The sequence below is a fragment of the Pseudodesulfovibrio sp. S3 genome, assembly GCF_004025585.1.
Taxonomy (GTDB): Bacteria; Desulfobacterota; Desulfovibrionia; order Desulfovibrionales; family Desulfovibrionaceae; genus Pseudodesulfovibrio.
The window spans coordinates 280786-304080 of record NZ_QTZO01000005.1 but is presented as its reverse complement, the minus strand read 5'-3'; the positions used below and the strand labels follow the sequence as shown (position 1 = coordinate 304080).

The window sequence follows — 23295 nt, the reverse complement described above, 5'->3', positions numbered from 1 at the left end:
CCATCGGCGAGGCTGTCCTTCAATCTTCGCACTACCGAAGCTGACCCCGTACACAGCCCGAATTCCTTGAGGTTTATCATGAAACAGCCTGTCATACAGATCGCCAACGCCATGAAATCCTTTGATGGGGAGATCGCCATCGAAGATTTCACGCTCTCCATAGAGGACGGCGAATTCCTGACCCTGCTCGGTCCGTCCGGTTGCGGCAAGACCACCATCCTGCGCATGCTGGGCGGCTTCGAGACGTGCGACGGCGGCGAGGTTTATATCGACGGGCAGTCAGTGGCAGGGGTTCCCCCCGAATCCAGGGCAGTGAACACCGTCTTCCAGAGCTACGCCCTGTTCCCGCACATGAACGTCTTCGACAACGTGGCTTTCGGGCTTCGCATAGCGGGAATGTCCGAACCCAAAATAGCGAAGACCGTTAAAGAGGCGCTCAAGCTCGTCCGTCTGGAAACGATGATGAACCGCATGCCAAGGGAACTCTCCGGCGGCCAGCAACAGCGCGTGGCCATTGCTCGGGCCATCGTCAACAAACCGCGCGTCCTGCTCCTGGACGAACCGCTCTCCGCCCTGGACTACCGGCTGCGCAAACAGATGCAGAAGGAACTCAAGGAGCTCCAGCGCACCCTCGGCATCACCTTCATTCTCGTGACCCATGACCAGGAAGAGGCCTTTACCATGTCCGACCGCGTGGTGGTCATGAACGACGGGCGCATCGAACAGGTCGGCACGCCGCGAGAGGTCTACGAAGACCCGGCCAACCTCTATGTCGCCCGATTCGTCGGAGAGATCAATGTCCTGGATGGCTCCATCATCAGCCGGGAAGAGCACAATTACGTGGCCCAAGTGGAAGGAGTGGAAGTTCTCGTCAAATCCAAACGGGACTTTCAGCCCGGCGACCCGGTTCACGTACTGCTGCGTCCAGAGGATTTTCGGATGGAAGTCATGCAGGACATTGAGGATTCCCCGGATCTGGCAGACAAATTCGCCAAGGCGCTCCTCAAGGGCAAGGTCGACCGCACCTACTACAAGGGCGCGACCTATGACGTGGACATCACCCTGGATGACGGCAAACGCATTCTGGTGTCGGAATTTTTCGACGAGGACAGCGAGACCCTGTACTTCCACCCCGGCGACCGCGTGGCCGTCGGATGGTTCGAGGGATGGGAGGTAATTCTGCCCCATGAAGGATAACAACCTCTTCCAACGCCTGGTCCTCAGCGGGGTGCTCGGCTGGATGGCCCTTTTCGGGGCGGTCCCTGCGCTCATGCTCATGGGAGTGAGCTTCCTGCGGCGTCACCCCGTTGACCTCATCGAGCCGGTCTTTACCCTGGACAACTACGTCCGACTCATCGAACCGGCGCTGGGGTCCATGCTCCTCAAATCCCTGGGAATGGCGACCACGGCCACCCTGCTCTGCCTGATCATCGGATACCCGTTCGCCTACATCGTGGCCCGTGCGGACAAGCGATACGCCAAGCCCATGCTTCTGCTGGTCATGATCCCCTTCTGGACCAACACGCTCATCAGAACCTACGCGCTGGTGGCCGTGCTCAAGGCTGACGGCATCGTGAACAAGGTACTCCTGTTTCTCGGGATCATCGACGTTCCGCTGAAGCTCATGTATTCCCAGACGGCAGTCTTCATCGGGCTTATCTACACCCTGTTGCCGTTCATGATCCTGCCCCTGTATGCGGCCATCGAGAAACTCGACCAGCGGCTCCTCGAAGCTTCCCGGGATCTCGGCGCCAGCCGCTGGGCCTCGTTCCGGAAGGTCACCGTCCCCCTGACCATGCCCGGCATCGTCTCCGGCTGCATGCTGGTTTTCCTGCCGGCGCTGGGCATGTTCTACATCCCGGACATCCTCGGCGGAGCGCGCACCATGCTGCTCGGAAACTACATCCGGGATCAGTTCCTGATTTCCCGCGACCTGCCTGAAGGGGCTGCGGCCAGCATCGCCATGACCCTGATCATGGGGCTCATGCTCGTCCTGTATTTCAAAAGCATCCGTCAGGTGGGAAGGAAGGTCAGGATATGAGCAAACTGATCAAAGCGGCCTATGCCGGACTGGTCTACGTCTTCCTCTACCTCCCGCTCGTGGTCATCGGGGTGTACTCCTTCAACGCGTCCAAATATTCCCTGGCGTGGAAGGGATTCACCCTCCAATGGTACGGCAAGCTACTGAACAACTCGACCTTGCTCGATGCAGCGTTCAGGTCCATGACCATCGCCGTGGTCTCGGCCACCCTGGCCTGCGTCATAGGCACCCTGGCCGCCTTCATGCTGCACCAATACCGCTTCAAAGGCCGCCGGGCAGTCTTCGGCTCCCTGTTCGTCATGATGATGTCCCCGGACATCGTCATAGGCATATCCCTGCTGGTGCTCTTCCTGGGCGCCGGGCTGACCCTGGGGTTCTGGACGCTGCTCATGGGCCACGTCACCCTGTGCGTCCCGTTCGTGGCCGCCACGGTCTATTCCCGGTTCAAAGGATTCGATCCGTCCGTGGTCGAGGCTGCCCGCGACCTCGGGGCCGCCGAGTACCAGGTCTTCAGGCGCATAGTCCTGCCCATGGCCGCCCCCGGCCTCATCGCGGGCTGGCTGCTCAGCTTCACCCTTTCCCTGGACGACGTCATCGTCAGTTTTTTCACCACAGGGCCGACCTACGAGGTTCTGCCCCTGCGGATTTATTCCATGGTCCGACTCGGCATCAAGCCGGATGTCAACGCGCTCAGCGTGTTGATGATCATCATAACCGTGACCGCCGTCCTCCTGTCCAGGCGGTTGCTCAAGGAGAAATCATGAAAAAAACACTGCTCGCAATGGCCCTTGTCCTCTTGTGCAGCGTTCCGTCCTTTGCGGGAAGCGGCGAACTCTACCTCTACATCTGGTCCGAATACATCCCGGACGAGGTGGTGGAGAATTTCACCAAAGAGACCGGGATCACGGTCAACATCTCCACCTACGACAGCAACGAGGCCATGTACGCCAAGATCAAACTGGCCGGCGAAGGATACGACCTCATCGTGCCCTCCTCCGACTACGTGGGCCTCATGCGCCGCCAGGACATGCTCCTGCCCCTGGACAAAACCAAGCTGACCAATTTTGCCAACCTGGCACCCGACTTCGTGGACCAGCCCTTTGACCCGGACAACACCTTTTCCGTTCCCTACATGTGGGGTTCCACTGCCATTGCCGTGAACACCGCCATCATCGACGCCGATGCAGTCAGCTCCATCAACGACCTCTGGAAACCGGAACTGAACGGCAGACTGCTCCTGCCCAACGAACCCCGGGAAGCGTTCACTCTGGCGCTCAAGTCCCTGGGATACTCCCTCAATGAGACCGACCCGGCACACCTCGAAGAGGCATACCGAAAACTGCAGAAGCTGATGCCCAGCGTCCGCGTTTTCGACTCGGATTCCCCCAAACAGGCCCTGCTGTCCGGCGAAGTCACGGTCGGCGTGGTCTGGAATGGAGAGGCCTACATCGCCAACCAGGAAAACTCCGAGATCGTGTACGTTTACCCCGCCGAGGGCTTCAGTCTCTGGATGGATTCCCTGTGCATTCCCAAGGGCGCAAAGAACCTCGACGAGGCCCACGCCTTCCTCAATTACCTGCTCCGCCCGGAAGTTGCCGCTACCATCAGCACCGAGATGGGCTACTCCACCCCCAATGCCAAGGCCATGGAAATCATCCCGGAAGACGTCCGCTCCAATCCCATCGTCTATCCCGCCGAGGACGTTGCCGCACGCGGCGAATTCCAGGATGACATCGGTGAAGCCATGAAAATCTACGAGGATTACTGGATCAAGCTGAAGGGAGCCTCCAACTAGCGGCTCCTGTCCGGCATCCCTCACAAACACAGGGGCAGGCGCAACCGCCTGCCCCTTTTTTACTTTTTTCCAACGGCACCATAGCGCACTCGAAAGATTCGAATCAAAAAAATCCTCATATTATCAAACAAATATGAAGATCAAACACACCGGACCCATGTATTAAACGAACGTTTGACTTAATTTTTGAAAGATAATAAATTCTCCCCTGCAAAACACCCGGAACATGAACACAACCTCTGAGGCAGGCATGGTCAAGAAGACGCTCAAGACATCTCGCAGGAAGACACAGGGGGAAGAGACCCGCGCCACGTTGATCCAGACCGGCGCACGGCTTTTCGCCCAACACGGCTATAGCGCCGTCAGCATGCGGACACTGGCCACCGAGGCCGGGGTCAACCTCGCCACCGTCAGCTACCACTTCGGAGGAAAGGCCGGGCTGTATCAGGCGATCCTGCAGGAAATCATCAATATCCGGGACAGCATCGTTCCTCCTTCCCGGGAGGTGCTGGCCCGCATGGCCACGGCCGGAGAGAACATCAAGGCCAAGGCCGGCGTGGTGGATTGGTTCATCGAAGCGCTGATCCGTGGAATCCTCGGCCGCATGGATAACGTATGGGCCACGATCATCATCACTCGTGAGCTTGCCCACCCTTCGGATCTTTACCCCAAGCTCGAACAGGAGTTTTTCGACCCCTCATTCAAGGCCCTGTACACCCTCGTGGAAAACTCGCTGCCTCACGGGACGGACAGGGATGATATCGTCATCAGCGCCCACGGCATCATCGCCATCGTCCTCAAACTCCTCGAGGCCCACAATCTCATCACCAAACGGTTGGGATGGGAATCTTACGACGGCCACCTGGACACCATGACCGCCATCATAAAAAAACGCATGAGAGGCTTTCTCGGCCTCCCCATGGAGAACGCATAATGTACCGCTTCATTCCGCTTGCAGCCCTGTTTTTGCTGCTGTTCCTGTATGCCTGCAACAACACTCCGGTCACGGCAGAGGAGCCTGTCCGCCCGGTAAAGACCATGGTGGTCAGCGCCCTTGACCTGGGCAGGGAGTGGACCTTTGCAGGAACGGCCGAGGATGCGCTGGCAACGGACCTCTCTTTCCGTGTGGGCGGGAAGATCATCAGCTTTCCGGGTGATCAGATCGGTCGCAAATTCTCCAAGGGAGAGGTCATCGCCCGCCTTGACCCGTCCGACTACGAACTGGAACTGCGGCAGGCCAGGGCGAACCTGGAGCAGGTGAACGCCAATTATGTCCGCGCCAAGGCGGACATGCAGCGCAACAGCCAATTGTTCGAGCGCAGTGTCATTTCCCGCGGCGAACTGGACCAGATCGAAGCGGACTTCAAGTCCTTCGAGGCCCAGCTCAGCGCCTCGGCAAAAAAACTGGACATCGCTCGCAAACAGCTGAGCTATACGACGCTTCAAGCTCCGTTCGACGGATGGATCGGCGAGGTGGAGACGAACATCCACCAGAACGTGAGCGCAGGCCAATCCGTGGTTACCTTCAATGCAGGCCGCCAGATGAAAATGTACATTTCCGTTCCGGACACGCTCATTTCCCAAGTCCGCGAGGGCGACGAAGTGACGGTCCAGTTCGATGCCCTGCCCGGCCATGACATGCAGGGCAAGGTCATGGAGGTCAGCGTGGACTCCGGTCTTGGTTCCACCTACCCGGTCAAAGTCTACCTGGACAACAACGAGAAATTGATTCGAAGCGGCATGTCCGGCCATGTGAGCTTCACGGATCAGTCCTCGGAAAAGCAGTCCTGCTATCTGCCCCCCGCCTCCCTGGTGGGTGGGTCAGACGGAAGCCGCACTGTCTGGCTGGTGGATCAAAAGAACTCCACGGTCAGACGGCAGGCGGTCAGGATCGGCAAGCTCACGGCCCAGGGCATCGAGATCCTCGAAGGCGTAAAACCCGGCGATATCGTGGTCATCCGAGGTGTGCACCACCTCAAGGAAGGCCTCAAAGTCCGCTTCACCAACACGGAGGGCTAGCCGTGAATCTCGCAAAATGGTGCATCGAGAACAACCGTACCTCCATCGCGATGTTCCTCATCATTGCAGTGGGCGGCTTGATGACGTTCGTCAACATCCCCAAGGACGAAGACCCGGATTTCACCATCCGCACGGCCCTGGTCACCACGGTATTTCCCGGCGCATCCCCCCAACGGGTGGAAGAACTGGTCACGGACAAACTCGAAGAAAAAATCCGTGAGATGAGCGAACTCAAAGCTCTGCGATCCCAGTCCATGACCGGGCTTTCCATCCTCGAGGTCGAATTCCACGACTCTTGCAAGGATATGATACCGGTCTGGCAAAAGCTCCGCAACAAGGTCACGGATGCCCAGGCCTCACTGCCGTCCGAAGCCCAGACGCCCCTGGTCAACGACGAATTCGGCGACGTATACGGCATCCTCATCGCCCTGACCGGCGACGGGTTCTCTTACAGGGAGCTCAAGGACACCGCCGACACCATGCGCGACCAGTTGCTCAAGGTGGACGGGGTAGGCAAGGTGGACCGGTGGGGCGTTCAGGATGAACGCATCTATGTGGATTTCACCAACTCCCGCATGGCCTCAGCCGGGATCAGCCCCTTTGCCCTGGCCCAGATCATCGATCACCAGAACACCATCCAGCCTTCGGGGTCCAGCCAGGTGGGGCCTGAGCGCATCGTCATCGAACCCTCAGGCGAATTTTCAGGAGTGGACGACATCCACGCCCTTGCCGTCCGCCCGGCCGGACAAAAAAGCTCCATCCGGCTCGCGGACGTGACCACCATCTCGCGCGGCTTTGCCGACCCGCCCTCCACCATGACCCGTTTCAACGGCCAGCCCTGCCTCATGCTCGCGGTGTCCATGGCCGACGGCGGCAACATTACCGTCCTGGGTGACCGCGTCACACAAAAGCTCGCCGAATTGAAGAAGGACATGTACCACGGCCTGGAAACCGACATCGTGGTCTTCCAACCCGATTACGTTGACACGGCCATCACCGATTTCATGATCAACCTTCTTGAATCATTCGGATTCGTTGTCATTATCATACTCGCCTTCGCAGGACTCCGCACCGGCCTCATCGCCGGTTCGCTGGTGCCCATGGCCATGCTCGGCACCGTCGCGCTCATGCCCCTGTTCGACGTGGGACTGCAACGCATTTCCATTGCCTCGCTGATCATATCCCTCGGCATATTGGTGGACAACGGCGTGGTGGTCTCCGAGGCCATCCTGGTGCGCCTGGCTTCCGGTGAAGAACGCCTCAGGGCCGTGACCGGTGCCGTGAGCGAACTGTGGATGCCCCTGTTGGCCGCTTCCCTGACCACTGTATTCGCGTTCCTTCCCATCCCGCTGGCGGAGAACGCCACCGGAGAATTCTGCTTTTCCCTGTTCATCGTGGTCTCCCTGGCCCTGCTCTGCTCATGGGGACTGTCCATGTCCCTGGTGCCCATGATGTGCTATTATGTGCTCAAACCCAAGATTTCGATCCCCACCTATGCGGGCAAAATGTACCGTGGCTACCGCGCCCTGCTGCTGTTTTGCCTGAAAAACCGCACCGCATTTCTGGTCGTGGTCGTCATCGCCTGCGGCGTCTCATTCTGGGGTTTCAAATTCGTACCCAAGATGTTCTTCCCGCCCAACGAACGCGCCCAGTTCACCATCGACTTCTGGCAACCCTACGGCACGGATATCACGGCCACTTCCGAACGGGTTGAAAAGTTGGAAGCATTCCTCCAGGCGGACGCTGATGTGGTCAGCGTGGGCGTGATCGTGGGCCACGGCGGTCCACGCTGGTATCTGCCCCTGAACCTGGAGCAGAAGAACGACAACCTCGCCACCTTCATAGTCAATACCAAAAGCGTCGCATCCGTGGACCGCATCATGGCGGACACCCGGTCTGAACTGGAAAACGCCTTCCCTGATGCGGACTTCAGCCTGAAGAAACTCATGAACGGCCCACCAGTGGGCGCACCGCTCCAGATCCGCATCACCGGTCCGGACATCAAGACCCTGTACTCCCTGCGCGACAGGATCGGGGATTTGGTAGAAAAACAGGCCGGTATCACTCGCGTCTGGGACGATTGGGGACAGTGGACCAAGAAATTGCTGGTGGAAGTGGACCAGGACAAGGCGCGGGAAGCAGGATTGTCCAGCTTCGACGTGGCCGTATCCCTCCAGACCAGCATGAGCGGCCTGCGCGCCTCCGATTACCGCGAAGGAGACACCATCATCCCCATTGTCCTCCGCAATGACGAAGGATTCCGCGGACGGCTGGACAAGATAGATTCCATCAATGTCTACTCATACGACAACGGGACCAGCGTACCCTTGAGCCAGGTGGCCACCACCCGGCTCGACTGGCAGCCTTCCGACGTGCGCCGCCGGGACCAGACGCGGACCATCACCGTCAAGGCCGACGTTGCCGACGGCTATTTCGCCCTGTCCATCCTCAAGGACATCAGGCCGGTCATTGACGGATACATGACCGACAAGACCTGGCCCCTCGGCTACACCGTCGAATACGGCGGCGAGTTCGAAAAGACCCAGGAGTCCCAGGAGGCCATCAACGCCAACATGCCGTTGGCCATGGGGCTGCTGGTGCTGGTGCTCATCTTCCAGTTCAACTCCCTGCGCCGCCCGCTCATCATCCTGCTCACCCTGCCCCCCATGATGATCGGCATCACCACGGGCATGATCCTCACCAATGCGCCGTTCGGATTCATGCCCATGCTCGGCATGATCTCCCTGCTCGGCATCATCGTGAACAACGCCATCATGCTCATCGACCGCATCGAGATACAGCGCAGGCGCGGCCTTTCCCTGGCCGACAGCATCGTGCTGTCCTCCATGGAACGTGCACGGCCGATCATCATGACCGCCACCACCACCGTCATCGGCATGGTCCCGCTCTCGTTGCAGGGGGGTGAAATGTGGCGACCCATGGCCAACCTGATCATGTCCGGCCTGACCTTCGCCACGGTTCTGACCCTGGTGCTGTGCCCGGTCCTGTACTCCCTGTTCTTCCGCCAGAAGTTCAAGGGATATGCATGGAGTGCGGATGTCGTGAAACAGGGGAGCGACATTCCGTCGGCCGGATAACGCCTGCTCGCCTCAAAAAACATGGGCAGCTCCGCATATGCGGGGCTGCCCTTTGACTGTGAGGCCTTGCAAACTTCAGCCCGCTCCTGGACCATGACCCCATCCTGCCGCTATCTTTTCAAAAGCTGTGCCGGGTCAATCCCACCGGCTTTCACTCTGCGAGACTGCCATATTTTTTCCCTGACGGGATTCAACAATTCAAATAACGGCCAAATCGCTCGAACGGCACCCGTCACCAAAAATCAGCGGGGGGAGTCATGGCTGTCGGTTGGCGGCAACGGGTGGAATTTCAGGGCTGAATCCCCGGCACGCCCCCTAAATGAGACACGCAAGGTGGTGCCCGACTCATCGCTGGTTTTCATAGTGATATCAGCCCCATGCGTCTTGACGATGAGCGCAGCAAAATAGGTGCCCAGCCCTGTTCCATTCTCCTTGCCCGCAGTGACATATTTCTCGAAGAACCGCTCGCGGATCTCTTGGGGCACGACCGCCGGATTGGAGACCGTCAGATGCTTCCGCTCATCCTGCTCCATGGACACGATCACGCTATCGCCCGGAGCGGAAGCCTCAATGGCGTTCTGGATGAGGTTCCGACACATTGTCCGCATGAGCGGCCCCTCCCCGGATATGATGAACTGCTCGTCACCGACCACGTCCCGACCATCCAATTCGATAACCAGCTTCACACCGCTGCTGGTCAATTGCGGATTGAATTCCTCCTCCAGGTCGCACAGGGTCTGGACCAAATCGATGGGCAAACGGTTAAGGGAGTAAACACCCTTCTCCATCTTGAACATGTCGAGGTGATTTCGGATCATGTCCAGCATCCTGTACCCGGCCGCCCGGACGCGCTTGATCAGCTTTTCCTGCCGGGCGTTGAGCCCGCCTTCCTTGAGCAGCAGTTCGGGGTAGCCGATGACCAAGCTCAGGCCTGATTTCAGATCGTGCCTATTGATGCGCTCCACCTCTTCCCGGATCATCTCGGATTGAGCCCGCTTGCGAATCTCCATGAAAAGCCGCCGGTTGTTCTGGAGCAGTTCAAGCTGATTTGCCTTGAGTTGCAGGGTGCGCTCCTCCACCCGCTGTTCGAGACTTTCACGATAGCGGCTCAACTCGGCGTCTCTGTCCTCGATCCGCTTGAGCATGGCATTGAACTCCGTCACAAGTACGCCGAGTTCATCGTTGCTCTCGTGATTGACTCGACGGGAATAATCACGACTTCTGGATATGTTGTGGACCACCGACGTCAGTTCGTGCAGGGGGTCGCCCAGCTTGCGCCGTATCACCCCGGCCAGCTTGAAGCAGAAGATAAACACACCAAACAAGATGATCGCTCCAGAGAAAAGATAGCCTTGCAACAATGCCCCCTGCTCCCCCATGGACACGGTTATAACCAACGCATTTCCAGGCTGTTCGGCCTGTATGGGGGTGACCACGGTCAGCGCGGTCAAGGTCGTGCTCACGCCGAATTCACCGGACACCGGCAGAACCGGAGGCTTCCCGTAGGAGGCAAAAAGCGTTCCGTCATTCAGGAAGACGGCGGCCCCGGTTACAACAGGAATCAGAGACAGTGTCGCCAGGTTCTCCTGCGCCGCCGCCGGATCGTGAAAGTCCACGGACGGCCCCAAGGAAACGGCCATGAGATCTGCCGTGGACAGGGCTCTCTCCACGGCACCCCGCCTATACGAGTAAACCGTCGGGATGATGTTCAGCAGGAAGCTCAAAGCCAGGGCCAGCAGGGTAATGCCGAGAGTCGCGGCCACGATCTTCCGGCCCAGGGGAGTGACATTCTTCTCAATCATCGGCTTCACCCTGATATATTCTGGCCAGTTGCAGCAGCCGGGAGCTGATGGACAATCCGCCCCTCTTAGCGGCTGCCGGATTGATCTCGAATTTGAGTTTGCCGTTGTTCATATAGAAGTTGACCATGACCCCCTGCCTGAGATGGACAGGGTTCTGGGATATTGTGAGAATCGGAAGATCGGCAACCCGTTTCAGGATGGCGGAAATCTCCCGATCAGGGGCGCCGGTCAGAACCAGGACATGGAAATCCGAGGCAGGCCACTGCACGAGCTTGAACCGGACCGAACCGGCCGGACTTCCGAAATAGGGCCTGAGGCTGGCGGGATCGGTGGCCGCAACAATGAAAGGTTCCCCCGGCTTCGGGCCGACACCGTCGGGCCAATTGACATACTTCACCAGCCGTTGCACGTAGAGTGCGCGCAACTGATCCAGGTTGGCGGTCAACCGCCTCCCTTGACTTGCGGCCGGAAGGGATGGGAACATGAAAACCCACATCAGGCCCAGGCAAAACAGCGCCCTCAATACACGCATCAGAAATCCCACGTGATCCGGCAATCCAGGCTGGGGCCAACGGCCAGATCGGAGAACTGTTCATGGGAACCGGCAAGGTTTTTGCCTATGAGTTCCAGCAAAAGCGTGTCGGACGCCCTCCACGAGACGTGCCCGTCAAGGCTGAAGTAGCCAGGAAGCCGGTGCTGATCCGGGCTGTCGATATACCCCAACTGGACGTCGACACCGACGTCGGGCATGGGGGTGGTCATGACCTGAAGCTTGACCTCGCTGCCGAGTCCCTCCTCGGGCATGGAGTCGCCCGCAAGACTGGAATCCGAACCGTATATGTTCTGATAGATGATGCTGACCGAGGGTTGCAGGGTCAGCCAGTCCGTCGCCTTCCATTCGAACAGGGATTCAAAACCGTAAGCCGTCCCCTTCAGGGAATTGTCCAACGTGGCCGTATGGTTCACATCGTCGATATCCAGCATGATCAATTCGGAGTAGTCGTTGACATACAGCGATACGTCCAGCCGGGCATTCGGGGTCAGGGCCTGCCTGTAGCCCGCCTCATAGGAAATGAGTTTCTCAGTTTTCAAATCACCCGGAGCCACGACAGTATACCGCGTGCCCCTGTGATCGAAGGTGTAGGAACCGCTGCGCTGATAGCGAGTGTCCGCCCGCACGCCCCTGGAAACAGCCAGCCAGTATTCGGAATCCTCCCGGGTGTAGAGCATCCTGACAGTAGGCTGGACCTCCAGAACGGGTTCACCCAGATAGTCGACCTTGGAACCGAGAATAAGGTAGAGGCTCTCGGGCACCAACGTGATTCTGTCCCGTATGAATCCATTGGCGGTCAGCGTATAAATCCGTTGCCTGTCGATGGAAGTGTTGTCACCACCGCTCATGTCGTCCCAGAAATACTGGCTGCCAATCCCCCAGGTCAGCCTGTGCCGACCTGCCTGCTCCATGGCGGAAGTAAACTCGGCGTCCAGAACATTGGTACCGCCCTCCATGTCAGCGAGTCGGGCGGTCTCCCGGGTGTAGGAAGTCCTGAAGTGAAGATTGGAATCAAGGCCGGTGGCCCGGTCCCAGACGAACTGGCCGTACCCGTTTATATCGTCCCTGGACCCTTTCGGCCCCGCCTTGTCGGGACCTCCGGTTCCTTCGTTGACATGCGTCCCCGTCAGGTTGCATTGCAGGGACAGGGCATCGGTGAAGGCGTTTTCCCAATCCGCACGCGCACCGCTCTGAAACTTGCTCCATTCGCGTCCGCTTCTGTCACCTTCTTCATTCGAAAGCCAGTTTCCACTCTTGTACACCCCGTTACCATAAACCATAAGATCGGCATTTTCCCCGATCTCACTGCCCTGCCGAACGGTCTGCTCCACACCGGTAGTGCCGACTTGTGTCACGCTTTGGCCGCCCCGGACCTCGGCAGCGGTCTTGGTAATGACGTTGATGACCCCGGTGAAAGACTCGGCCCCCCACAAACTCGTCCGTGTGCCCCGCACCACCTCGATACGCTTGATCAGGCTAAGGGGAACCGTGTTTCCCCACTGCACCCCGTTCATGACCGGCGACGTGATGGGCCTGCCGTCAACCAGGACCAGATGCTTGTTGCTGAGCAGGCCGTTGAAACCGCGTATACCCACAGCCCAGGTGTTCGTGTCTATCTGGGCCACGTGCACGCCGGGCACAAGCTTGAGAACCTCGGGCAGAGAAGTGGCACCGGACCGGAAGATGTCCTCCTCGGTGAGGACCATGACCGCACCGGGGATCTGCGACAAAGGTTCGGTCCGGCGGGAAGCCGTGACCACCTCGACCTCCATCAACTCTTCAAGATCAAGGGTCGCCAGGTGCTCGTCATCGGAAGCACAGGCCGACCCGAACGTCAAAGACACTACGAGAACAATAAACAGAACCGGCCATATGCGGCTGGTTTGCATCTATACGGCTCCATGATGGGGCACGGCGAGGAGGTAACCCCGTCCACGTATGGTCTTGATGCTGACATGCTGGCCGAGCTTCTTTCGAAGGTTGCTCATGTGCACATTGAGCACGTAGTCGTCGAAATCATCACTCCGGCCCAAGGCACTTTCCATGAGATTGTTGCGCTCGACCACGTTTCCCATATTCAGGGCGAGCATTTCCAGGATGTCATACTCTGTCGAAGTCAGGTGCACGGGCGCATCGCCCAGGGTCATGTGCCGGGCGTTACGATTCAATGAGACATCCCCTATCTCGATATCCGGCTTGGGCTTCACTCCTTTGCGGGGCACCTCTTCGGTCGAGACCGTCCCGTACCGCCGCAACACTGCCCTGATCCGGGCCAACAGCTCACGAAGCTGAAACGGCTTGGACACATAATCGTCCGCGCCCATCTCAAGACCAACCACCCGATCGATCTCCTCTCCCCGTCCTGTCAGCATGATGACCGGCACACTTGACTGCGCCCGCAACTGGGTCAGGACATTGAAGCCGCTCGTATCCGGCAATCCCACATCCAAAAGCACGAGTTCATAATCATGCTTTCCCACCAATTCCAGTCCGGAACTCCCCGTACCAACCGCATCAAGACTGAGCCCCTCACTACTGAGATAGGATTTCAGCAGCTCCGCCAGCTCCGGATCGTCGTCGATCAGCAATAGATCATGCATCGCAACACTCCTTTTCAACACATCTTAAACATTCAGAACGGATTATGAAATTAATATTATGCAAAGAAGTATTAATAACATTAAGAAACAATAATTTTCAATACACAAACACAAATCATTACAACACTCGCCATACGCGGCAGTTTTTTCCTCCATGAACGTTTACTCAGTCTGCTTACGTATAAATAGGCAAATTGGGTTCTCTGATCGTTGTGACAGAGAAAATGCAAGGAAGCATAACCATTCAAGGAGGAATTATGGCACTCGTAGTCAACAACAACATTATGGCAACTTCGGCTGCGCGGAACCTGAACAACGCCTACGGCGCACTCGGGACATCCACGGAACGGCTCTCTTCGGGCCTTCGCGTCAATTCGTCGGCCGACGATGCCGCTGGCCTGGCAGTCCGCGAACTGATGCGGTCGGACATCTCCACCATCAACCAGGGGGTCAGAAACGCCAACGACGGCATTTCCATGATCCAAACCGCTGACGGCGCGCTGTCCGTCATCGATGAGAAGCTCATTCGCATGAAGGAACTGGCGGAACAGGCTGCCACCGGAACGTACACCGATGCACAACGCCTGATCATCGATTCGGAGTATCAGGCCATGGCCTCGGAAATCACCCGAATTGCCAGCGCCACGGACTTCAACGGTATCTACCTGCTCAACGGCAACCTGTCCTCCACCGGCATCACCGTCCACTTCGGTACCGGCAACGACGCTGCCGAAGACAAGTACGATGTCACCATCGACAACTGCACCGCATCGTCACTGGGCCTCGGCGTAGGCTCCTCCGCCTCGACCGATTCCGCTGGCGCAGTGGTCTCCACCCAGGCGGCAGCAGAAGCCGCCCTTGAAGCCCTGGACGCAGCCATCGTGTCCAAGGACAACGTCCGCGCCAACCTCGGCGCCATGCAAAACAGGCTTTCAGCCACCATCTCCAACCTTGAAATCCAGTCCGAAAACCTTCAGGCCTCGGAATCCCGTATCTCCGATGTGGACGTAGCCACCGAGATGACAGAGTACACCAAGCAGCAGATCATAACCCAATCTGCCGTATCGATGCTCGCTCAGGCCAACTCGCTCCCGCAGATGGCCTTGTCGCTTATCGGCGGTTAGCCCACTCCTTCTCCAACCTGAGGGCCGGCCCGGATCCTACCGGACCGGCCCTCAACGTTTATATCGCCTGGCACCCCCGACAGGTTGCACATTTTTCCCCATTCACCCGGAAATAATCGCCTACTCCCCTCCCCGGACGCGGCAACGCCCTGATTCAGCCAAGATATCCACCTAACAACATTAATTTTTATTTGTTTTGTCTTTTTTCAACACTCGAATGGCAAACATACTTAACTGACAACTAACAATTCTCAACCATTACTCAATATAAACTTACACAATATTTATTATGTTCGGCATCTTGGTTGCTTTGATTCCATGTAAGAGGTGCAACATGAACAGTACAATAATTGAATTAACAAAGAAGTATGACACCATATCATACGATATACTATTCAGAGAACACTCTAAGTTGATATATAAACTCATCACTAATTTCATTAAAGCAAAGAATATCAAGCTTCATAACTCTGAAATTGACGACATATATCAGGAAGTAGCGCTAAAAATTTTCAAGAACGACTATATATCGAAATATAACAACGAAAAGAGTTCATTCATAACCTGGCTCAACATCATCTGCAGAACCACTGCCATCGATTACTATAGAAAGAAACTTCGTTGGATGGAGTCCATTCTCACCGACTCCGAAAAGCTCTGTTCCCAGGATGGCATCGACACCACCCTGTTCAGTCTGCCCGCAGGCGTGCTGACCAACAGGCAAACCGAAGTCATCACCCTCTTCTTCAAGGAAGGGATGGTTGCCTGCGAAATCGCCGCCGCCCTGAACATCACTTCGAGAACGGTTCGCAGCATCAAATTCCAGGCCCTGGACAGACTGCGCAATCATTACGGAACCGCCACGCCGCTGGAAGCGATCCAGGACCGGGCGGACGAGACAAGGAGGAAAGTCTCATGACGGTTGATACCACCAGCTATTACGATTCCCTCATTACGGCGAGTACCGCGGCCACCGCCACCACAGAGAGCAGCACCTCGCTGACTTCGGATGACTTCATCACGCTGCTGTGCGCGGAGTTGCAGTACCAGGACCCCACCGATCCGGTCGACAACTCGCAGATGGTCGATCAGATGACGCAGTATTCCCAGCTCTCGGAATTGTCGGACCTGAACGATAAAATGGACACCCTGACCGACAGCCTGGACTCCATGTCCGCCACATACGGCCTGGACTACCTGGGCAAGCAGGTCGAGGCGTCCGGGTACACCATCAACAAATCCGGCGACGACATATCCAGCCTGTACCTCACGCTGGAAGAGGACTCGGCGAACCTGACCGTCAACGTCTACGACACCAGCGGCAATATCGTGGACAGCCAATTGTTCTCGGACGTCGATGCGGGCACCACCGCATTTGTCTGGGACGGCACCGACTACGACGGCAACGAAGCCGACGACGGAAACTATTACATCGTTGCCACAGCCACCAATTCCGACGGTGATGAAGTCACCTGCACCACGACCACCACAGGCACTGTCACGGGGCTCAGCATAACCGACGACGGCGTCATCCTGACCCTTGCCGACGGCCGAACCGTCAACATGACTGATGTGACTTACGCAACCGAGTAACAAGCGCCTTTTCCCAAGCCCAATATTCAAGGAGATTCACCATGAGTATCACCGGATCCATGTACACCGGCATTTCCGGCCTCCAGGCCCAGAGCAAGGCCACTTCGGTGGTCAGTAACAACCTCGCCAACTCCACCACCACGGCCTACAAAAGCTCGACCATCACGTTTGAAGACGTCTTCTATTCCACGGTCTATGCCGGAGGCTCCGCCGACCAGGTCGGCAACGGCGTGGCCGTATCCTCCATCTCCACGGATTTCTCGCAGGGTGCCTACACCACCACCAACACGGTCACTGACGTGGCCCTCAACGGCGACGGATTCTACATCGTGGAGGACCCCGACACCGGCAACACCTACTACACCCGGGACGGCAGCTTCGAATTCGATACGGACGGCTACCTTGTGGATGCCCACGGCAACAGGGTCCAGGGTTGGGTGACGGAAGACGGCTCCATCACCGGCGGCCTGGTGGACATCCAACTGGACAATTCGCAGTCCCCGCCGCAGGCCACCAGTACCGTCAAGTTTGCCGTGAATCTGGACTCCACCTCCACGGACAACACCACCTCGACCACCAACCCCTACGCGGCCCTGTTCAATGTTTATGACGGCACATCCGATCCGGCCCTCGACGACTCGCGGTACGCCTACACCACCACCATCACCGTTTACGACGAAAACGGCGCTTCCCATGATCTCTCGGTCTACTACGACCCCGTAGAGACGAGCGACGGCTCCATCGTCTGGGAATACGTAGTCACATGCGATGCCAGCGAAGACATGCGCGACTTCGCCGGAACGGACATGGACACCACCAGCGGCGCGGGAATGCTCATGACCGGAACCCTGACGTTCTCATCTTCCGGCGATCTGCAAGCCATGACCGCCTTCACCCTGTCGGACACCCCCACGGACACCACCAATCCCCTGGCTGAGGAGAACTGGGTTCTGGCCGAATTCGACACTGACGGCCTGCCCATCTTCGAAGCCAACTTCACCGGTTCTGACGAAAACCAGGCGATTACGCTCAACTTCGGCATCTCCAACTCGGATTACGCCACGGGAACGGGCTGGAACTCCGCCACTATCACCTCGTTGGACGACCTGAATGCGGCCACGGACGTCGACGACCTGCCCGCCTTCAACACCGGCATCCTGGCCACCAGCGCAGCCACAAGCACCACCTCCAGTTCCGCCACGTATTCCCTGACCCAGGACGGCTACGCACCGGGTGTGCTCGTCGACATCACCATCGATGAAAACGGGGTGCTCGAAGGCTCCTACACCAACGGGCAAAGCCAGGAACTGTTCACCTTCGGCCTTGCGGACTTCACCAATACCCAGGGGCTGTATGCCGAAGGCAGCAACCTCTATTCCGCCACAATGGAATCAGGACAGGCCTACATCGGCACCGCCGGATCGGCCGGATTCGGCACCATCGCCTCCAACGCCCTGGAGCAGTCCAACGTGGATACCGCCACGGAATTGACCAACCTGATCATTATCCAGGCGGCCTATCAGGCGAACTCCAAGATCATCACCACAGCCGACACCCTGCTCACGACCGCCATAGGCATGAAGCGATAGCTCAACCTGAGCCAGGAGGGCGAGATGATAAACAATCTGTGGAACATAGGGAAAACAGCGCTCCAAAACGCGCAGGTGGCCGTAAACAATGCGTCCAACAACATCGCCAATGCGGACACCACCGGCTACCAACGCACCTCCGTGGTCTCCGAGACCAGCAGTTCCATCACCGTACTCGGCCTTACTGTGGGTACCGGAGCGGACATCACGTCCATCCAGTCGGAGTGGGACAAGTTCGTGGAGTCGCAGTATCTCGACGCCCTTTCGGACCTCGCCACCCAGAGCATCTCCCTGGACTACCTGAGCCAGCTCGACTCCCTGCTCAACCAGTCCGAGGGGGGATTGAGCGATATCCTCGAAGACTTCGTCGACGGCTGGAACGAACTGGTCACGGACCCGGACTCGCTGTCCGCTCGGGAAGACCTCCTCGGCGACACCGAAACCCTTGTCTACGCCCTCAACTCCACAGCCGAGCAACTGGAGCAGACCGTGGAAACCATCAACTCGGAAATACAGGATCAAGTGGCGACGGCCAACGAGCTCATCGAAGGCATCGCCGAGGCCAACGCCGCCATCGCGATCAACCCGGACGACACGCAGGCCGTCTCGGACCGCTCGCAAATGATCCGGGAACTCGACGCCCTCATCGGCGTGGACGTTTTGTACCAATCCAACGGGCAGGTCACCATCCTGACCGAGGAGGGATATACCATGGTGGACGGCACTGAAACCCACAGCCTCGTATACCAAAGCGCCAAGGTGAACGAATCCCTGATGCGCGATTCCGATTATGACGGAACCCTTGAATACTCCGGCACCTCCAGCGAGGAACTGCTCCTGGAATTCGTCTCCACGGGCGCTGACGGCACGGCCCGGTTCAAGGTCTCCACCGACGGCGGCGAAACCTGGCTGACCGATGAAAACGGCGACACCATGCTCTACACTGCAGACGGTCAGGACGGGTCCGTGGAGATCGAAGGCGTGGAAATCTGGTTCGACGGAGCCACCACGGACCATGCCGAGGGAGACCGGTACATCATCATGGCCAAGTCCGGCCTGTATTGGGAATCCGGCGACGGAGGACTGACCAACATCACCCCCCTGACCGACGATAGCGGCCAGAGCGTTTCCGGCCGCACTTCAAGCGGCAGCCTGGCCGGGTTGTTCAACACCAGGGACGACACGGTGGTCCCCACCCTGGACGACCTGGACGACCTGACCGAAGCCCTCATCTGGGAAGTCAACTCGGCGCACTCCCAAGGCGCCGGGTTGGAACACCACACCAGCCTGACCGGCAGCTACTCCGTGGACGACTCCTCGGCCATGCTCAGCAACAGCGGTCTGAATTACGCCGACAACATCCAGGCGGGCGACCTCGAACTGGTGACCTACGACGCCGACGGCAATGTATCCACTTCATCCATCATCTCGGTCGACCCGGCCACAGATTCCCTGGACGACGTGGTGGCCGACATCAACACGGCCTTCGCCGGTGAGCTTACCGCCTCTGTCACGGCTGACGGTCAACTCCAGATTTCAGCCGCCACGGACGTGAGCTTCGAAATAGCCGGAGATTCCTCAAACCTCATGGCCGCCCTCGGCCTGAACACCTATTTCACCGGCACCAGCGCCAGCACCATTGCCGTGGACAGTTACGTCAGCACGGACACGTCCCACATCAATGCCGGGGTTGTCGGCGACGACGGATTGGTGGCCACCGGCAACAACGATGTGGCCTCCATCCTGGCCACCATAACGGAACAAACCTCGACCGTGGGCAACACCCAAACCACCTTGAGCGGCGCCCTTGCCACCCTGGTGGCAAACGTGGGTTCCGCCGCCTCCAGCGCGGAACTCCAACAGACCTATGCCCAGACATCTGCGGAATATCTTTACGAACAGCAGGCCTCGACCACCGAGGTCAACGTGGACGAAGAACTCATCGAACTGACCAAGTATCAGCAGGCATTCGAGGCAGCATCGCAAATCATCAACGTGACCAGGGAAATGATGGACACCGTCCTGGACATGGTCTGATCAAAGGAAAGCCATTATGCGAATCAGCACATCACAGATTTTCTCGCAATCGCTCAACCAACTGAATTCGGCCCTGAACGATGTCTCGAAGCTCAACTCCATGACCGCCAGTCAGAAAAAGGTCAACAGCCCGTCCGACGACCCCTCGGGCATGGGCAAGATTGTGGAGCTGAGCTCCTACCAGCAGTCCTTGAGCGGCTATATCGACAATTGCGCCGTGGCCCTGGAACACCTGGGAATGGCCGACGATGTCCTGCTCACGGCCAGCGAACAGATCACGGCGGCCCAGGAACTTGCCGAGCAGGCCTCCACAGAGACTTACACCGCGGAACAGCTCAAAATCATGGCCCTGGAAATGGAGAGCTACATGGACAGCCTGTTCGCCATCGCCAACACCCAGATGGGTTCGGATTCGGTCTTTGCCGGGGACGACACCGGCGACAACGCTTACGAGATGGGACTGGGCGTCACCCTGCCCAATGATTCCCTGGAGGCGACCGACTTCGTTGCCCTGACCGGCGAAACCGACTCCACGATATCCGTCCGCTTTGACAGCGACGGCACGATCGGCACCGATGCCCTGGATTACAGCTATTCCACGGACGGCGGGGATTCCTGGACCACGGCCACCCTGGCTGCGGGTGACACGGAACTCGACCTGGGCACCTGCCGGGCGGAACTGGCCACAGGCACGGCGGTGACAACTGCGGACGACGACGGCAACGGAACGCAATTCTACGTGCGCGAGGCCGCTGTCTACACCGGCAGCAGCGAGGCCATGTCGGTCTCCATTTCAGAAAACACTTCCGTGGACATGAACACCGTGGGCAGCACCATTTTCGGCGGCGTGGACCAGGCCACGGGCCAGCCGTACGAATCCCCGAACCTGTTCGAAACCATCAGCGACTGCATCGTCTACATGGAAACCGGCGACTACGACAAGGTGGCCGAATGCCTGGAGGACCTGAAGACCTGCCATGAAGACGTCGAAACGGGCGCGGCAAACATCGGTGCCCGGGAAAACAAGACCACTTACACCCAGACGTCCCTGTCCCTGGTCAAGGAACTGACCAACAACAGCATCAGCAGCATCGAGGACGCCGACGCCACCCAGTTGGTCGTCGAACTGGAGCAGGCCAATTACATCTACGAAGCCGTGCTCAGCTCTTCGGCGGACATCATGAACATGAGCCTGCTCGACTACATCTAGGAGGGAATTATGGGTTACGTTTCATCTCTGTCCAGCACCGTCACTGCTTACGAGCCTGTCACCACCTCGGGCGAAATATCATTCTCCGGCCTGGGCAACGGTACGGACTTTTCGGAAATCATCGACGCCACCATCGACGCCGAGAGCTACCAGTTGGAGAATTACGAATCGCAGAAGGCAGAGAATGAATATATCATCGACCTTCTGGAACAGCTTTCAGATGCGATCGACGACTTCAACGACACCCTGGACGACATGGATGAGCTGGACGAGTTCTACTCCATGGTAGGCACCGTGAGCGACGACCAGGTGGACGTAGACGTGGACGGCAATGCCGACGTGGGCATCCACACCATCATAGTGAACCAGCTTGCCCTGCAGGACGTCTGGGTCAACACCGAAACTGCATACGACTCTGAAGAGACCGTTGTCGCCAGCTCGGCAACAACACTGTCCATTGATTTCGACGGAGAGACCATAGACATCGATGTCGCCGGCGGCACCACCCTGGAGGGACTCGTCACCACCATCAACGGCAACGTGAATGCCCGCGACAAGTTCGAAGCATCCATCCTGGATGACGGCGACGGATACTATCTCGTCCTCAAGAGCACGGACGCCGGCAGCGACAACACCATCTCCATCACAGACACCGGTACATTGACAGGCATGTCCGTGGCCGGATTTGAAAACACCCAGGCGGGCCAGAGCGCCCAAATCAAGGTGGACGGGTTCCCCACGGGCGCAGACGATTGGATCGAACGCGATTCCAACTCCATCGACGACGTGGTGGAAGGCATAGAATTCAACCTGCTGAGCACCACGGACGGCGAAGCGATCCAGGTCTCAATCGATTATGACACCGACGACATGTTCGATACCATCACCGAATTTACGGAAGAGCTGAACCAGATCATCCTGGACATTCAGCTGCTCACGGGCAGGGTGACCGAGGAGGAGGATTCCGACGAAGAGACGTACACCATCGACAGCTATGCATTGGATATCGTCTACAACGAGATGAAGTCCATTCTTTCGTCCTCAGCTCTGGGATTCACACGTTATGACGAAGATACGGGCGGAGACTACTACACCGCACTCTCGCAGATCGGCTTCGAAACGGATACGGATGAAGGATCGGACACGTACGGACAGCTCATTCTGGACGAAGACGAACTGGAAGAAGCACTGGACAATGACCCGGCAGCCGTGGCTGCCCTGTTCGCTGCCCGATCCGAAGGCGAGTCGGACAGCGAGGGGTTCCAGGTCATCTCGGTCATCGACGGCGTGACTCCTGCCGGTGAACATAACGTGGAATACACAGTGTCCGGCGGCGTGCTGGTCTCGGCCACCATCGACGGCCAGGAGGCTTCGATTGACGGCTGGACCATTCTCGGCACCGGCAGCAAGTCAAAGGGGCTCTATCTGTCCGTTTCCGACGAAGGGGACGGCGACTTCGAAGGCACCGCCCGTGTAAAACAAGGCAAGATCGGTGAGTTATCGGACTCCCTGGACGACGTGACCAGCTCCGAGACCGGAACCATCACGCTCCTCATCGAAAACTACGAGGAGCTGGTTACCAACCTGGACAACCAGATATATAATGAGGAAAAACGGCTCGACGCCCTGGAGACCTCGCTGGAGCGCAGATACGCCGCATTGGATGCGACCTTGTCTTCCTACGAAAACCAGAGCTCCCTGCTCACCTCTTTGACGGCACAACTGGATTGATCCCATCGGCGAAAGGCCTGAACGACCGAGCTTCCCCGCCGCATGGATCAGCCTCTTCACGACTGTCCCAGATCAACCGCCGGCCATCCTCCAGGGAGGCCGG

18 protein-coding genes are annotated in these 23295 nt (G+C 58.0%); 14 read left to right on the top strand and 4 right to left on the bottom strand.

Annotated features, from left to right (window positions below; all coding sequences use genetic code 11):
* Window positions 1-78 precede the first annotated feature (78 nt).
* The 7 genes from potA to DWB63_RS08275 all read left to right on the top strand — a co-directional run bounded on the left by potA (window position 79) and on the right by DWB63_RS08275 (window position 8953).
* Window positions 79-1197: a spermidine/putrescine ABC transporter ATP-binding protein PotA gene (potA, locus tag DWB63_RS08305; protein ID WP_128328353.1), complete on the top strand. Its 1119-nt coding sequence runs from the start codon at window positions 79-81 to the stop codon at window positions 1195-1197.
* Entirely contained in the window at window positions 1187-2041 is an 855-nt protein-coding gene (gene potB / locus DWB63_RS08300; RefSeq protein ID WP_128328352.1) for a spermidine/putrescine ABC transporter permease PotB, read from the top strand. Before potA ends, potB begins: the two co-directional genes overlap by 11 nt.
* On the top strand, window positions 2038-2805 hold the full coding sequence (potC, locus tag DWB63_RS08295; RefSeq protein WP_128328351.1) for a spermidine/putrescine ABC transporter permease PotC: 768 nt from the start codon (window positions 2038-2040) through the stop codon (window positions 2803-2805). Before potB ends, potC begins: the two co-directional genes overlap by 4 nt.
* Window positions 2802-3836, top strand: coding sequence for an extracellular solute-binding protein (locus DWB63_RS08290; protein ID WP_128328350.1), 1035 nt, complete (start codon window positions 2802-2804; stop codon window positions 3834-3836). The genes potC and DWB63_RS08290 overlap by 4 nt, the downstream gene beginning before the upstream one ends.
* A 226-nt stretch (window positions 3837-4062) precedes the next feature.
* Window positions 4063-4770 carry a CerR family C-terminal domain-containing protein gene (locus tag DWB63_RS08285; RefSeq protein ID WP_128328349.1) on the top strand — a complete coding sequence of 236 codons (708 nt, stop codon included), beginning with the start codon at window positions 4063-4065 and terminating at the stop codon, window positions 4768-4770.
* Window positions 4770-5855, top strand: coding sequence for an efflux RND transporter periplasmic adaptor subunit (locus tag DWB63_RS08280; protein WP_128328348.1), 1086 nt, complete (start codon window positions 4770-4772; stop codon window positions 5853-5855). Before DWB63_RS08285 ends, DWB63_RS08280 begins: the two co-directional genes overlap by 1 nt.
* A 2-nt stretch (window positions 5856-5857) precedes the next feature.
* Window positions 5858-8953 (top strand): efflux RND transporter permease subunit, encoded by a 3096-nt coding sequence (locus tag DWB63_RS08275; protein ID WP_128328347.1) that lies wholly within the window; start codon window positions 5858-5860, stop codon window positions 8951-8953.
* Between the two features lie 242 nt (window positions 8954-9195).
* Here DWB63_RS08275 and DWB63_RS08270 read toward each other — a convergent pair whose 3' ends face one another.
* Genes DWB63_RS08270 through DWB63_RS08255 form a run of 4 tightly spaced genes read right to left on the bottom strand, consistent with a single transcriptional unit; the run spans window position 9196 to window position 13908 of the window.
* Entirely contained in the window at window positions 9196-10755 is a 1560-nt protein-coding gene (locus tag DWB63_RS08270; RefSeq protein WP_128328346.1) for an ATP-binding protein, read from the bottom strand.
* Window positions 10748-11239, bottom strand: a complete 492-nt coding sequence (locus DWB63_RS08265; protein ID WP_241648745.1) for a YfiR family protein — start codon at window positions 11237-11239, stop codon at window positions 10748-10750. The genes DWB63_RS08270 and DWB63_RS08265 overlap by 8 nt, the downstream gene beginning before the upstream one ends.
* Before the next feature lie 47 nt (window positions 11240-11286).
* Entirely contained in the window at window positions 11287-13197 is a 1911-nt protein-coding gene (locus DWB63_RS08260) for a TonB-dependent receptor (protein WP_128328344.1), read from the bottom strand.
* The gene (locus DWB63_RS08255) at window positions 13198-13908 is read right to left on the bottom strand and encodes a response regulator transcription factor (RefSeq protein WP_128328343.1); all 711 of its coding nucleotides are present in this window, start codon (window positions 13906-13908) and stop codon (window positions 13198-13200) included.
* Window positions 13909-14165: 257 nt separating this feature from the next.
* Here DWB63_RS08255 and DWB63_RS08250 point away from each other — a divergent pair, with 257 nt between their 5' ends.
* The 7 genes from DWB63_RS08250 (at window position 14166) to fliD (ending at window position 23192) form a co-directional block, all read left to right on the top strand.
* A complete protein-coding gene (locus DWB63_RS08250; protein ID WP_128328342.1) occupies window positions 14166-15032 on the top strand; it encodes a flagellin in 867 nt (288 codons plus the stop codon).
* A 289-nt stretch (window positions 15033-15321) separates the two neighbouring features.
* The gene (locus tag DWB63_RS08245; RefSeq protein ID WP_347231967.1) at window positions 15322-15951 is read left to right on the top strand and encodes a sigma-70 family RNA polymerase sigma factor; all 630 of its coding nucleotides are present in this window, start codon (window positions 15322-15324) and stop codon (window positions 15949-15951) included.
* The gene (locus DWB63_RS08240; protein WP_128328340.1) at window positions 15948-16625 is read left to right on the top strand and encodes a FlgD immunoglobulin-like domain containing protein; all 678 of its coding nucleotides are present in this window, start codon (window positions 15948-15950) and stop codon (window positions 16623-16625) included. Before DWB63_RS08245 ends, DWB63_RS08240 begins: the two co-directional genes overlap by 4 nt.
* A 41-nt stretch (window positions 16626-16666) precedes the next feature.
* On the top strand, window positions 16667-18214 hold the full coding sequence (locus DWB63_RS08235; RefSeq protein ID WP_128328339.1) for a flagellar hook protein FlgE: 1548 nt from the start codon (window positions 16667-16669) through the stop codon (window positions 18212-18214).
* Between the two features lie 24 nt (window positions 18215-18238).
* On the top strand, window positions 18239-20251 hold the full coding sequence (locus tag DWB63_RS08230) for a flagellar basal body rod C-terminal domain-containing protein (protein WP_128328338.1): 2013 nt from the start codon (window positions 18239-18241) through the stop codon (window positions 20249-20251).
* 16 nt (window positions 20252-20267) lie between these two features.
* On the top strand, window positions 20268-21461 hold the full coding sequence (locus DWB63_RS08225; RefSeq protein WP_128328337.1) for a flagellin: 1194 nt from the start codon (window positions 20268-20270) through the stop codon (window positions 21459-21461).
* 9 nt (window positions 21462-21470) lie between these two features.
* On the top strand, window positions 21471-23192 hold the full coding sequence (gene fliD, locus DWB63_RS08220) for a flagellar filament capping protein FliD (RefSeq protein WP_128328336.1): 1722 nt from the start codon (window positions 21471-21473) through the stop codon (window positions 23190-23192).
* Window positions 23193-23295: the final 103 nt, after the last annotated feature.